The organism is Nocardiopsis synnemataformans, from assembly GCF_965343085.1.
Taxonomy (GTDB): Bacteria; Actinomycetota; Actinomycetes; order Streptosporangiales; family Streptosporangiaceae; genus Nocardiopsis; species Nocardiopsis alborubida.
The window spans coordinates 58,175-68,337 of record NZ_CBDRFA010000033.1 but is presented as its reverse complement, the minus strand read 5'-3'; the positions used below and the strand labels follow the sequence as shown (position 1 = coordinate 68,337).

The window sequence follows — 10,163 nt, the reverse complement described above, 5'->3', positions numbered from 1 at the left end:
AAGCTGGCGGCCTCACGAACGCCGCAACCACAGGACCTCGTGGCGCCCCCCTTGAGTTGGCTTCCGCGAACGGTGACGTTCTGGCCGCAGTCACACCGGCAGTTCCAGTGGACAGCTCCTCTGGCGTCTTGGTGACTCTCTCCGAGGACGGCCAGCTTCCCGAAGCGCTGACCATTGAGCTGGAGTCTCGGTGGCACGTCAGACCTCCAATCCGTTTGCGACGGAGAGCAAGACCGCCGCGTGGCAGTGATCCGGCTGGCCTTCCTCGGGCAGCGGACACCAGCAGGCCAGGTCGCGTCCAGCGAGCTCGCGGCGAGCATCCTCGACGGTCAGCCACGGCAGCCCGTAGCCCTGGTACAGGTGGACCTCCCGGGTCGGCGAGGTGAGCGCCCGGCGGTACATCTCCGCGCACTCGGCCCGGGTCATGTACCGGATCTCGTGGCGGGTGATGTGGCCGTCAGGGTGGCAGTAGGGGTGCGTTGTCCCGGCCGTGCTGATGCGGCCCTCCCACTCCCATGCCGAGCCGTCCAGAGCGGGCACGCGCGCGAGGGCGCCACGGGTACGGAACGGCCAGGGATTGCCCCACCTGGAGGGGCGGCCGACGTAGATGGCCGACTCGGGCATGCGCCAGCCGCGGGTGCGGCGGCGCTGGATGCGCCGAGGCGCGCCCGTGGTGCGCAAGTCCTCGGGCTCGGCGACCAGGCGGTAGCCGGTGCGGCGATCCGTTCCGCTGTCGGTCTGGCCCGTGGGGTGCAGACTTCTGAGAAGAAGGGGGCGAGAGTGGCTGCCGTCGGCGTTGGTGACCTGGGCACGGTGTCCGTACACGCTGTCGATGCGCACCAGTTGGCCGCCGCGCGGGCCGCACCGTTCGTAGAGCTGGCCGGGGCGTACCGCGGTCACAGCCGGTCCATGTGGATGTCGCGGCCCTGGACGACGGTGGCGCCGGGGGCGACGGCCCCGGTACGGTTGCGAACGCCCCGGTGCTCGGTGCTCACCAGGGCGTAGCGCACGGGGAAGTCCTCGGCGTCCTCCAGGGAGACCGTGTCGTCCTCGTGCAGGAGGATCCAGGCGCCAGCGGTGACGGTGATGCCCTCCTGCCTCTGGTGGATGATGAGGGTCGCGTCCGTGCCGCGGCCGTGATGGGAGAAGTCGACCCCCGCGGCGAGCAGGGTGCTGAGGATGGTGGCCGTGCGCGCGGCGTCGGCGGGGAGCCAGCGCTCGGCGCGGACGGTGGCGGTGGGGCGGTAGGTCTGCATCACGTTCTCCTGAGGGCGGCGGCGGACCACGGCAGGGCGGCCTTGTCGAAGCCCTGCGGTGCGTCCTGGGTGGTGGGGTCGAAGGCGTAGGCGGCGCGCACGGCGCGGGAGAAGGACTGCCAGTCGCGGCCGAAGTAGCACCAGGCCCCCTCGATGAACCAGGGCTCGGTGAGCAGGCTGATGGTGATGCGCCAGTTGAAAAGCATCTCCGCGAGCTGGATGCTCACCGGGCCGACGTCGCGGATGTGCCAGTACAGGGGCGTGGGCGTCGGCGTGGCGGTCAGCGGTTCGCCGTCGGCAGCGGGGACAATGAGCGGTTCGTCGCCGTGCAGGTGGCGCAGATCGAAGCGCAGCTCGGGATCCAGGTCCGTGAGCTTCACGGGGCCTCCTCCCCTCGCATGCCGACGTACTCGACTCCGGAGACCACACCGGTCACGGGCGTGGCGACGAAGCTCGGGGCCCAGCCGTCGGCGACGAACTTCGCGGCCACGGGCGGCGGGAGCCAGGCGTCGCCGCGCTCGGGGTCGGACATCCACGCGACCAGGCCCTCCGAGGAGGGGAACACCGGGGAGATCGGCGAGCCCTCGCTCACGGTCTCCCACAGCTGCCAGCCCTCCCCCGTGGGCGGGTCGGTGGGCCGCCAGCCCTCGTGGGCGGCGCGCTGCTCGGGCGTCCCCACGTCCGCGTTCCCCCCGCAGGTGGGGCAGGCCATGTTGATGCCCAGCAGTTCGCAGCGGTGGCGGACGAGGATCATCCGGTTGACGCCGTCGTGGTGGAGGTCGCCCAGCATGGGAGTGCCGCGACCGTTGGCGGCGTTGACCTCGGCGGCGGTGCGCGGGACGCTCGTCCACTCCCAGGTGCGCGGGTTGTCCTCGGTGGGCACGCGCTGGCGCAGCTGCCGTAGGCGACCCTCGGCGACCAGGTGGTCGACCTCGACCTGACCGAGCTTGTCGCACCAGGCGAGTCGTTCCCCGTGTGTCCGGGAGCCGGAGATCATGAGCGGGTAGAAGGTGGCGTGGACGGCCCAGGCCTCTCGGGAGTAGCCGGTGGCGTAGTCCTCGCCGTGGCGGCAGTCCGGGCACGGCGGCAGGTGCAGCGCCTTGGGCATGAGGAAGCCCTCCCACGCCTGGCCCAGTGGCCAGTCGAACGACAGTGGCACGCGTCGGACCTGGCGTCCCATCAGGACTCCTCCTTCGGCAGCGGGGTGATCTTCGGCGCCGGGCCGAGCTGGTCCGGGCGCAGCGCGGGGTAGTGGCGGCGCATGTGCGCGCCCATCTCTTCCACCGCCGCGTCGGGGTCGGCGTCCGAGGCCTTCTCGATATGGCCGCAGCCCGGCACGGCGCACAGCAGGCCCTCGTCGGTGCCGCGCGGCGGGCGGTCGCTCCCGCGGCAGATCACGATGACGAGCTCGGGGTCGTTGTGCCGGCGGATGTTGCCGTCGAGGCGCAGCACGAGGCCTTGGCCGCACTCGCGGCACTTGCCTCGGGGTCTGGTGGGCATCAGCTCTCCTTCCGGGAGCAGCGGTGGGTGTAGGTGAAGAGCAGCAGGAGAGCGACCAGCGGCCACGTGAGCATGGCCGCGAACAGGTAGAACAGCCAGGTCGTCGGCGCGAGCGCCATGACGTCGCCGAGGATCTCCTCCAGGTCGGCGCGGATGCGCCGACAGCTCTTGCACAGGGATGCGGGGGTGGCCACGGCCATGCGGCCGACCCAGATGTGCAGGGCCAGGGCCACCAGGGCCCCCAGGGCCAGGTAGGCGTTGGTCAGGGCGAAGGGCGGCATCAGGTCCTCACCCCCGCGTAGGCGCGGCGGCTGGTGACGCCGAGCGTCAGCAGCAGGGTGCGGTGGCGGCGCAGGTCGGCGGCCAGGCGTCGGGTCTCGAACCGGCGCGCTCGGGCGGCCTCCTCCCAGTCCTCGGTGAGCACGTTGGCCACACCGAGCAGGACGTCGTGGCCCAGGCCCCACAGGATCGTGTTGACCGCCAGCGCGGCGATGGCGATCGGGTCGATGTCGACGGCCGTCCATGCCACCTCGGCGGGGTCGCGACCGTGCTCGCGCAGAACCTCGGCGGCCGCGCGCAGCAGGCCGCCGGTGCCGACGGCGGCCTCGTAGACGCTGTCGGAGCGTTCGACGCCTCCCATCCGGGCCAGCAGTTCGGCAACATGGGCGGGCGTGTAGTAGGCGCCCTGCGCGGCTGCGGCCTTCGAGCTCTTGAGCAGAGTGAGCACGACGCCGAGCACGTCGACCCGACGGCGCGTGCCGGGGTCCGCGGTGAGCTGGAGTAGTCCCGCTCCCAGGGCGGCCCGGGCGACTTCGTGCGCACCGAGGAGCTCGTCGTCCGAGGCCTGCTCGCCCAGCCAGACCGCGACGAATGGCCAGGCGGGCTCGACCAGGTCGGGGCGGTGGTTGACGAAGACGTCCCACTGGAGCCGGGCGAAGGCGACGAACGCCTCCCGGCTCATGGCGGCGATCTCGGCCGACGCCTGATCGGTCTCGTTCCACGCGGGCGCGATGAGCGCCAACGTGGCCACCGTGGACAGCGGAACCTCTATGCGACCGTAGCCGTGGCGGCGCCGCCAGGCGGCGTCGACTGCCTCGCCGATGGCGAGCGCTCGTGTCTCAGGCCGCATCGGACACCGCCTTGCACCCGGCCACCCAGCGATCCCCGGCCCGGCGCCAGCGGCAGCCGGAGGGGCCGGAGACGGCGACGAGTTGCAGACACCGGCACTTGCGGCCTATCAGCACGGACGCGACCACGGCGTCCGCCGCGGCCTCCACCGTGGGCAGGCGCCAGCGGCAGTGGGAGGAGCCGTCGCGCAGGCGGATCTCCGCGGCCCAGCCGCCCTCCTGATAGGTGATCGAGGACGCGCCTCCCAGAGCGAGCGTGACCTGGTGCAGGGCCAGGACCGCGTCGAGGTCGATGTCGGCAGGACTGATCGGGCTGCCGTCGGCGAGCTGGCGCGCGAGCGCGTCCTTGCAGCGGGTGCACCGGGTCTCGGTCAGGCTGGTGCCGATGACGTGGCGCTCCGAGCTGCGGTGCGCTGTCGTGAAGCCGGGGCACTCCAGGGGCGCCGTGCACTCGGTGCCGTCGATGTGTGTGATGAGGTCGCCGGGGCAGGACAGGCGGCGCGTGCGCCCGGGGGCGGCCGCGACCCAGCGTTCCTCGTAGGCGCGGGCCAGGTGGTCGCACGAGGAGCGGGTGTGGAAGACGACCTCCTGGCCGCCGGGCAGGTCGAGGTTCTCGCCCTCGAAGCGGATCGTCTTCTGGCGCTTGGTGACGGGCTGCCCGCATCCCCAGCAGCAGCCGGGCAGGATCGCCTCCATGCGTGCCAGCCGCTCCAGCGCGCGGGCGGCGACCTGTTCGTCGAGGACCTCGCGGCACGGGGCGACGTCGCCGCAGCGGTGGCACACCGCGTAGTGCTCGGGCAGCAGGTGCCAGGCCGACTTGCGGGCCCGGGTGCGCCAGTGGGTGCGTTGGTGGGATCCGACCTGGCGGACGATGAGGTAGTGGGGCGCGTCCGGCCACTCCTCGGGGTCCTGCCCGTCGGCCTTGCGGCGCAGGCGCTCGTGGTCCTCGGGTTTCCAGTCCGCCAGCGGGACGCGCCGGACTTCCAGCACCTCCCAGGCGCGGTGGTCCAGGCCGACCAGCGAGCCCACCGGCGGGGCGATGCAGTACGTGGTCCGGGCGTCGGAGGGCGCCCATCGGGGACGCTTCCCGAAGCCTTCGTCGAAGAGGTTGAACACGGGGCCTCCTTCCGGGGGGCGTAGTGGATGGGGCGGCTGGCGGGGCAGGGCCAGCCGCGGCGGTCGCTGGTCAGTCGCGACCAGGGGTGACGTTGACGTCGCTGCCGTAGGGCAGGGGGAGGACCTCGATCTCGCCGTTCTTCAGGGCCTCGTAGACGAGGTAGCCGTCGGGGCCGAGCACCTCGACGAGCTGCTCGATGGCCTCCAGCTCCGCTTCCACCCGCTCGGTCTCGGCTTCCTGGGCGGTGGTCTGCTCGATCGCCTCCTGGGCCGCGGTGAGCGCGGCGCGCACCTCCTCCGGCGGGGTGGGCTGCTGGAGGGTCAGCTGCGGCACGCCCCAGTCCTCGGGGTCGTCCTCGGCCGGGCCGGTCGGGCGGCCGAAGAAGTTGCCGCCGCCCTGCTCGGCGATGTACTCGTACAGCAGCTCGGCGACGAGCCCCTCCCACTCGGCCTTCTTCTCGCCCGAGGTGTACAGCTCGCGCCAGGTGAAGCTCTTGGTGGCGTCGTCCAGGGCGCGGTTGAGCGGGGCGCCGATGTAGTCGGCCAGCAGCGTGTTCCAGCCGGAGGTCTCGTCCGCCCCGTACTTGAGCCCGAGCTGCTCATGGAACTGCCGCAGCACGTCACAGTCGGTGACCAGACTGAAGGTCACCAGGCCGGTGACCTTCAGCTCCAGGTCGTCGGAGGAGACCACGGTGGCGGTCCCCATCTCGGCGTCGTCCGCGCCGGAGAAGGTCAGCGTCCGCTGGCCGGCCGGGTAGGTGAAGGTGCGGTCACCGGGGCCGTGGTAGTCCCGGTTGCCCGGGTCGATGCAGCTGTCGAACTCCGTGGAGGAGAACGGGCCCGCGGAGTACTCCAGGGCGACCTCGTCCGGCTGGGTGCTGACGGAGCAGGCGGTCAGGCCGAGCGCGAGCAGGGCGGCCGCCGCGGCGGCGGTACGGCGGGAGGTGGGAGAGGTCATCTTTCCTCGATCTTGTAGACGGCTTTGGTGTGGGCGTTGACCTTGTCGACGAGCACGCGAGCGGTGGGGTCGACGTCGGCCGCGTCCAGGGCCCAGCGGTGCAGGCCCTCGACGAACTCGCGGTGGGTGGTGGCCACGCGCCGCACGTGCGCGGTGTCTCGCCGGGCCCGGATGGCGATCACGGCGCAGACGCCGCACACGAGGGTGGCCACCAGGACGAGCAGGACCGCAACGGCCGCGATCATCGGACGGCCTTCGCGGGGTCCAGCCAGGCGTCCAGGTCGGCGGGGCGGTAGCGGGGCACGCTGCCCACCCGGACCTCGACCAGGTCACCGTCCCTGGCCCAGCGCCGGATCGACTTGGGGTGGACGCGCAGGTAGCGAGCGACCTGGGCCGTGGTCAGCAGCGGCTGCCAGCCACCGCGGGCGTCCGGTTCTCCGAGGTAGCGCTCCAGGTCGGCGGGGCGGTACCGGCGATACCCGGTGGGCGTGCGGAAACCCGGGATCTGCCCGCCGTCGTCCAGGTGGTGCAGGGTGTCGATGCCGATGCCGAGCAGGCGTGCGACTTCTCTGGAGTTCAGGGGCGGAGATGGGGCCGTGGCGGTGGGCATGAGGTCCTTTCTTCGGTTAGAGGGTGCGGGCCCGTTGGAGACTGGAGAGGGCGTCCGCCAGCTCCGTCTCGGCGCGGGCGAGGTAGGTCTGGTCGGCTTCGGTGTCCTCGCGGGCGCGGTCGCGCCAGTCCCGGATCAGGCCGTTGGCGATGGCGGCGCCGCGCGCGGCGCGCTGGAGGGCGTCCTCACGGGGGCCGAGGTCGTCCTCGGCGCCGAAGGGCGCGAGCATGTCCTGGATCTCCTCGATCCGGGTGCGCTCGTGGGGCGGTGTGGTCATCGGGTACTCCCCCGGGTCCAGAAGGTGGGCCACATCCACCACGGCGGGTCGATGACGACGAGGTTGAGCAGGTAGCCGCACGGGATACCGAGCGCGGCGATCGGCAGGACGGTCCAGTCCCGGGTGAGGATGGCCAGCACGATCCCGATGCTGATCTGGTAGGTCGCGAGCAACCGCAGGTTGGGGGGCTGGCGCCGGGAGGGCGGCGAGGTGGTGTCGGCGTCCATCACGCGTCCTTCGTCAGTGCGGCGAGCGCGGCGGCGACGGGGCCGCAGGGCCAGCCCTGGTATTCGTACTCGCGGCGGTCGTGCTGGTAGCAGAGCTCGCACACGAGGTCGGTGGTGCGGTACTGGCACAGGTAGTAGCCGCCGAACTTGATGGCCTCTTCGTCGGCGGGGTGGTTCCCGTCGCCGGGATCGCCTCCGCATACTGCGCAGCGGGTGGGGTCGTTGCCGCCCTGGGGTACGAACCGCGTCGGTTCGTGGCCAGCGATCACCGCGCGCAGGGCGGCGATGACGCGGGCCGCCGTGTGCACGGCCGGGGCGCCCTTGGTCGCCTCGAACAGGCGCCGGTCGGCGTCGTCGATCACGGCGGTGATGTCGGCCATCGCCGGGCTCCTTCCTGGGGTGGGGGCCGGAGCGCGCTGTTCCCCCGCAGCGCGCCCCGGCGGCTCTACTCGTTGTCGGCGAACGCGGCGAGGAAGTCCTCGTCGCTGGGCAGGTTGTCCATCGGCCAGCTCGCAGCCAGGGCGATGGGGTAGTACTCGGGCCGGTCGGCGAGGGAGCTGCGCTTGGCGAAACGGCCCCGGTCGTGGGGCTCGGACTGGAAGCCCTCGTAGACCTCCAGCGCGTTGCCGTCGAAGTCGATGACGTAGCCCCACTCGCAGAACAGGGAGTCGCACGGGAAGTCGCGGGCGTCCTCGATGACCCCAGCGCGCAAGATCGCACCGGGCGCGCCCTGCGTTTCCCGCAGCAGCACGTACCAGTCGGTCAGCTCCCGCTCGCCGACGTTGAGGTTGGCGATGTCCTTGAAGCGCTCGATGTCCTCGGGCGTCGGCTCGGAGCTGGGGTCCACCACACGCAGCTCTCGGGCCTGGCGACGCGCCTCGGGCAGATCGGCGTCACGCAGCCAGCGCAGGACTCCCACGCCGATGCCGTCGGGGTAGCTGTCCCATTGGTTGTAGGCGGTCTTCTCGTCGCCGTTGACGACGAAGGTCAGCGATCCTCGCGTTCCCATGGCGGTGCCTTCCTGTCTGGCGGGTGGGGTGTGGGAGTCGCCGGGGCACGGCCCCCCAGTCGTGCCCCGGCGACGGGGTGGCCGGAGCGCCTACCCCCAGCGGGCTCCGGCCGGTCAGTTGGTCTAGTTGAGGCTGATCGGGACGATGAAGACGGTCAGGTCCTCGCTCTCGTCCTCGCGGGCCTTGCAGAAGGCGCACTCCCCGCAGGGGGCGGGCAGTTGGGCCAGCGCGGCCTCGAAGACCTCGGGGTGGTGGTCCCGCATGTGACTGGCGACGATCTTCGCCGCGATCTCCACGGCCTGGTGGCCGGTGATGCCGTTCTCGGCCAGCAGGTCGAGTACGTCGTTCGCGAACGTCTTGACGAACTCGCCGGGGGACTGCTCTGCCATCGGGGGCCTCCCTTGCCGCTCCTTTTAATGTATATACATGATACCCCAATTTTCTTGTATATACACTAGTTGTCACGGTCAATCTCGGACGTTCCTGCCTCCAGCTCCAGCACCCGGGCCAGCGCGGGCCCCAGCCGCTCGCGGACCATGCGCAGGATCTCCTCCTCCGCGCCGGGCGCCAGCCGGACATAGGGCGTGGGCCGGGAGACGCGCACCTGCACACCTGGCACCGGCAGGCCCGTGGTGGTGTCCACCGCCTCTCCGGCCGCCCTGGCTCCGGCGATCAGGCGGTCGCGGTGGGTGGCGCCGACGCGCTCGATGGTCTCGATCCAGTCGGGGTGCTCCGCCTTGACCCACGCCAGCAGCGCCGTTTCGTCGGTGACGGTGACGGTGACCTTGGCCTTGGCCACGCCCCCTGTGCCCACACGGAACCGCTCGCCGTCCGAGCCGGGGAGAAAGACCGCGAGGCGGTCCTCTTCCTCCATGGCCTCGGCCACCGCCGCGCGCGTGGCGGTGTCGACCTTGCCAATGCGAGCCAGCAGGGCCTTGGCCACGGCCATCGCCAGGAAGTCGTCACGCATCGCGCCTCCGCACGGTCAAGGCCTGCTCGCGCTTGGCGAACTCCTTGCGCAGGATGTTCTGGTGGTAGGCCGCCACGCCGCCGCGTTGGAATCGGTCGGTCGCTTCGTCGCGTAGCTCGTCAAGTACGTCGGCCGTGTCCGCCGACTGGAGCCGTTCGATGAAGTCCTGCCACCAGACGCGGTCCGTGGTCGGGGGTCGGTGGGAGGCTTCCTCCGAGTCGTAGTCGGGGTCGGCCTCCCCCGTGGTGATGTTGAGGACCTGGGTGAGCGCGTACTTCAACGCCGCCGTCATGGCCTTGTTGGTGGACTTGTCCCCGGAGTCCTGGGCCTCGCCCCAGACCACGGCGGGAACCGAGTCGCCGCGCGGGCCGTAGAAGTCGTAGCGGATCTCCAGGTGGATCACGTTCAGGAAGCGGCCCTTGGCGGTCTGCCGCGTCTCGGCGACACGGCTGAGGACCGTGGGCGCGTAGAACACGCCGTGCCGCGTCAGAGCGGACTTGATCTCGTTGACGACGTCCTCGGCCGCGCGGAACTTGAAGCCTTGTTCGCGGTTGAGCCCTTCCTTGCCAACGGCTCCGATGTCGGCCATCACGCGCGGGATGAGCTGGTAGATGCTGGGCAGCTCCTCGGAACTGGCCTCGGTGTCAGGCATGTGGTCCCCTCCGCATCGTCACGGGGGGCTTGCTTGTATCTACATAGGGCTCATAATGATGTGCGTACACAGAGCAGCCGCGCCCGCGCGCGCCGGCGCGACCACAGGAGGGCGGCGCGACATGGCCGAGCACACCAAGGCCAAGCCCGTGCGCATTCACGAGGACATCTGGAAGGCCTACGAGCAGGTGTGCCAGCGCCTGGGCACCAACCGATCCGAGCGCATCAACGCCCTGATCGCACAGGACATCGTCGAGCACGGCACCGATGCCGAGCGCGAGATGCTGGACGCCGCCCGGGCTGAGATGGCCGCTCGGCTGTCCCGCAAGACCGGCCGCCCGCGCAAGCTCAAGGAGGTCGAGGCCGCGCGCGCCCTGCTCGGCGAAGGGGCCAGCGTCGCCAAGGTCGCGGAGGTCTTCCGCGTCGAGGAGGGCGAGGTCCGTCGGGCCCTGGAGCTGTAG

The 10,163-nt window shown here is 71.3% G+C and carries 19 protein-coding genes; 1 reads left to right on the top strand and 18 read right to left on the bottom strand.

Annotation, left to right across the window (positions count from 1 at the left end):
• Window positions 1-198: 198 nt before the first annotated feature.
• The 18 genes from ACSIH6_RS19895 to ACSIH6_RS19810 all read right to left on the bottom strand — a co-directional run bounded on the left by ACSIH6_RS19895 (window position 199) and on the right by ACSIH6_RS19810 (window position 9,703).
• Window positions 199-900, bottom strand: coding sequence for a DUF4326 domain-containing protein (locus ACSIH6_RS19895; RefSeq protein WP_435109799.1), 702 nt, complete (start codon window positions 898-900; stop codon window positions 199-201).
• Entirely contained in the window at window positions 897-1,256 is a 360-nt protein-coding gene (locus ACSIH6_RS19890) for a hypothetical protein (protein WP_435109798.1), read from the bottom strand. The genes ACSIH6_RS19895 and ACSIH6_RS19890 overlap by 4 nt, the downstream gene beginning before the upstream one ends.
• Window positions 1,256-1,636: a hypothetical protein gene (locus tag ACSIH6_RS19885; protein WP_435109797.1), complete on the bottom strand. Its 381-nt coding sequence runs from the start codon at window positions 1,634-1,636 to the stop codon at window positions 1,256-1,258. The genes ACSIH6_RS19890 and ACSIH6_RS19885 overlap by 1 nt, the downstream gene beginning before the upstream one ends.
• On the bottom strand, window positions 1,633-2,436 hold the full coding sequence (locus ACSIH6_RS19880; protein ID WP_435109796.1) for a hypothetical protein: 804 nt from the start codon (window positions 2,434-2,436) through the stop codon (window positions 1,633-1,635). The genes ACSIH6_RS19885 and ACSIH6_RS19880 overlap by 4 nt, the downstream gene beginning before the upstream one ends.
• A complete protein-coding gene (locus tag ACSIH6_RS19875; protein ID WP_435109795.1) occupies window positions 2,436-2,756 on the bottom strand; it encodes a hypothetical protein in 321 nt (106 codons plus the stop codon). The genes ACSIH6_RS19880 and ACSIH6_RS19875 overlap by 1 nt, the downstream gene beginning before the upstream one ends.
• Window positions 2,756-3,037: a cupin domain-containing protein gene (locus tag ACSIH6_RS19870; RefSeq protein WP_435109794.1), complete on the bottom strand. Its 282-nt coding sequence runs from the start codon at window positions 3,035-3,037 to the stop codon at window positions 2,756-2,758. Before ACSIH6_RS19870 ends, ACSIH6_RS19875 begins: the two co-directional genes overlap by 1 nt.
• Window positions 3,037-3,885 carry an N-6 DNA methylase gene (locus ACSIH6_RS19865; RefSeq protein WP_435109793.1) on the bottom strand — a complete coding sequence of 283 codons (849 nt, stop codon included), beginning with the start codon at window positions 3,883-3,885 and terminating at the stop codon, window positions 3,037-3,039. Before ACSIH6_RS19865 ends, ACSIH6_RS19870 begins: the two co-directional genes overlap by 1 nt.
• Window positions 3,875-4,999 (bottom strand): hypothetical protein, encoded by a 1,125-nt coding sequence (locus ACSIH6_RS19860; RefSeq protein WP_435109792.1) that lies wholly within the window; start codon window positions 4,997-4,999, stop codon window positions 3,875-3,877. The genes ACSIH6_RS19865 and ACSIH6_RS19860 overlap by 11 nt, the downstream gene beginning before the upstream one ends.
• A 70-nt stretch (window positions 5,000-5,069) precedes the next feature.
• On the bottom strand, window positions 5,070-5,957 hold the full coding sequence (locus ACSIH6_RS19855) for an SPFH domain-containing protein (protein WP_435109791.1): 888 nt from the start codon (window positions 5,955-5,957) through the stop codon (window positions 5,070-5,072).
• The gene (locus ACSIH6_RS19850; RefSeq protein WP_435109790.1) at window positions 5,954-6,202 is read right to left on the bottom strand and encodes a hypothetical protein; all 249 of its coding nucleotides are present in this window, start codon (window positions 6,200-6,202) and stop codon (window positions 5,954-5,956) included. Before ACSIH6_RS19850 ends, ACSIH6_RS19855 begins: the two co-directional genes overlap by 4 nt.
• Entirely contained in the window at window positions 6,199-6,567 is a 369-nt protein-coding gene (locus ACSIH6_RS19845; protein WP_435109789.1) for a helix-turn-helix domain-containing protein, read from the bottom strand. Before ACSIH6_RS19845 ends, ACSIH6_RS19850 begins: the two co-directional genes overlap by 4 nt.
• A 16-nt stretch (window positions 6,568-6,583) precedes the next feature.
• Entirely contained in the window at window positions 6,584-6,844 is a 261-nt protein-coding gene (locus tag ACSIH6_RS19840; protein WP_435109788.1) for a hypothetical protein, read from the bottom strand.
• Window positions 6,841-7,071 (bottom strand): hypothetical protein, encoded by a 231-nt coding sequence (locus ACSIH6_RS19835; protein ID WP_435109787.1) that lies wholly within the window; start codon window positions 7,069-7,071, stop codon window positions 6,841-6,843. Before ACSIH6_RS19835 ends, ACSIH6_RS19840 begins: the two co-directional genes overlap by 4 nt.
• The gene (locus tag ACSIH6_RS19830) at window positions 7,071-7,451 is read right to left on the bottom strand and encodes a hypothetical protein (RefSeq protein WP_435109786.1); all 381 of its coding nucleotides are present in this window, start codon (window positions 7,449-7,451) and stop codon (window positions 7,071-7,073) included. Before ACSIH6_RS19830 ends, ACSIH6_RS19835 begins: the two co-directional genes overlap by 1 nt.
• 65 nt (window positions 7,452-7,516) lie before the next feature.
• Window positions 7,517-8,080, bottom strand: coding sequence for a hypothetical protein (locus ACSIH6_RS19825; protein WP_435109785.1), 564 nt, complete (start codon window positions 8,078-8,080; stop codon window positions 7,517-7,519).
• A 123-nt stretch (window positions 8,081-8,203) separates the two neighbouring features.
• Window positions 8,204-8,470: a hypothetical protein gene (locus ACSIH6_RS19820; RefSeq protein WP_435109784.1), complete on the bottom strand. Its 267-nt coding sequence runs from the start codon at window positions 8,468-8,470 to the stop codon at window positions 8,204-8,206.
• 65 nt (window positions 8,471-8,535) lie between these two features.
• Window positions 8,536-9,051 carry a hypothetical protein gene (locus tag ACSIH6_RS19815; protein ID WP_435109783.1) on the bottom strand — a complete coding sequence of 172 codons (516 nt, stop codon included), beginning with the start codon at window positions 9,049-9,051 and terminating at the stop codon, window positions 8,536-8,538.
• On the bottom strand, window positions 9,044-9,703 hold the full coding sequence (locus ACSIH6_RS19810; RefSeq protein ID WP_435109782.1) for an ERF family protein: 660 nt from the start codon (window positions 9,701-9,703) through the stop codon (window positions 9,044-9,046). Before ACSIH6_RS19810 ends, ACSIH6_RS19815 begins: the two co-directional genes overlap by 8 nt.
• A gap of 121 nt (window positions 9,704-9,824) precedes the next feature.
• Here ACSIH6_RS19810 and ACSIH6_RS19805 point away from each other — a divergent pair, with 121 nt between their 5' ends.
• A complete protein-coding gene (locus ACSIH6_RS19805) occupies window positions 9,825-10,163 on the top strand; it encodes a hypothetical protein (protein WP_435109781.1) in 339 nt (112 codons plus the stop codon).

Bases quoted from the DNA above. Each gene is read 5' to 3' on its own strand.
- ACSIH6_RS19875 (WP_435109795.1), bottom strand. From the start codon at position 2,756: ATGCCCACCAGACCCCGAGGCAAGTGCCGCGAGTGCGGCCAAGGCCTC.
- ACSIH6_RS19880 (WP_435109796.1), bottom strand. From the start codon at position 2,436: ATGGGACGCCAGGTCCGACGCGTGCCACTGTCGTTCGACTGGCCACTG.
- ACSIH6_RS19835 (WP_435109787.1), bottom strand. From the start codon at position 7,071: ATGGACGCCGACACCACCTCGCCGCCCTCCCGGCGCCAGCCCCCCAAC.
- ACSIH6_RS19820 (WP_435109784.1), bottom strand. From the start codon at position 8,470: ATGGCAGAGCAGTCCCCCGGCGAGTTCGTCAAGACGTTCGCGAACGAC.
- ACSIH6_RS19825 (WP_435109785.1), bottom strand. From the start codon at position 8,080: ATGGGAACGCGAGGATCGCTGACCTTCGTCGTCAACGGCGACGAGAAG.
- ACSIH6_RS19850 (WP_435109790.1), bottom strand. From the start codon at position 6,202: ATGATCGCGGCCGTTGCGGTCCTGCTCGTCCTGGTGGCCACCCTCGTG.
- ACSIH6_RS19840 (WP_435109788.1), bottom strand. From the start codon at position 6,844: ATGACCACACCGCCCCACGAGCGCACCCGGATCGAGGAGATCCAGGAC.
- ACSIH6_RS19815 (WP_435109783.1), bottom strand. From the start codon at position 9,051: ATGCGTGACGACTTCCTGGCGATGGCCGTGGCCAAGGCCCTGCTGGCT.
- ACSIH6_RS19845 (WP_435109789.1), bottom strand. From the start codon at position 6,567: ATGCCCACCGCCACGGCCCCATCTCCGCCCCTGAACTCCAGAGAAGTC.
- ACSIH6_RS19865 (WP_435109793.1), bottom strand. From the start codon at position 3,885: ATGCGGCCTGAGACACGAGCGCTCGCCATCGGCGAGGCAGTCGACGCC.
- ACSIH6_RS19830 (WP_435109786.1), bottom strand. From the start codon at position 7,451: ATGGCCGACATCACCGCCGTGATCGACGACGCCGACCGGCGCCTGTTC.
- ACSIH6_RS19870 (WP_435109794.1), bottom strand. From the start codon at position 3,037: ATGCCGCCCTTCGCCCTGACCAACGCCTACCTGGCCCTGGGGGCCCTG.
- ACSIH6_RS19855 (WP_435109791.1), bottom strand. From the start codon at position 5,957: ATGACCTCTCCCACCTCCCGCCGTACCGCCGCCGCGGCGGCCGCCCTG.
- ACSIH6_RS19890 (WP_435109798.1), bottom strand. From the start codon at position 1,256: ATGCAGACCTACCGCCCCACCGCCACCGTCCGCGCCGAGCGCTGGCTC.
- ACSIH6_RS19805 (WP_435109781.1), top strand. From the start codon at position 9,825: ATGGCCGAGCACACCAAGGCCAAGCCCGTGCGCATTCACGAGGACATC.
- ACSIH6_RS19810 (WP_435109782.1), bottom strand. From the start codon at position 9,703: ATGCCTGACACCGAGGCCAGTTCCGAGGAGCTGCCCAGCATCTACCAG.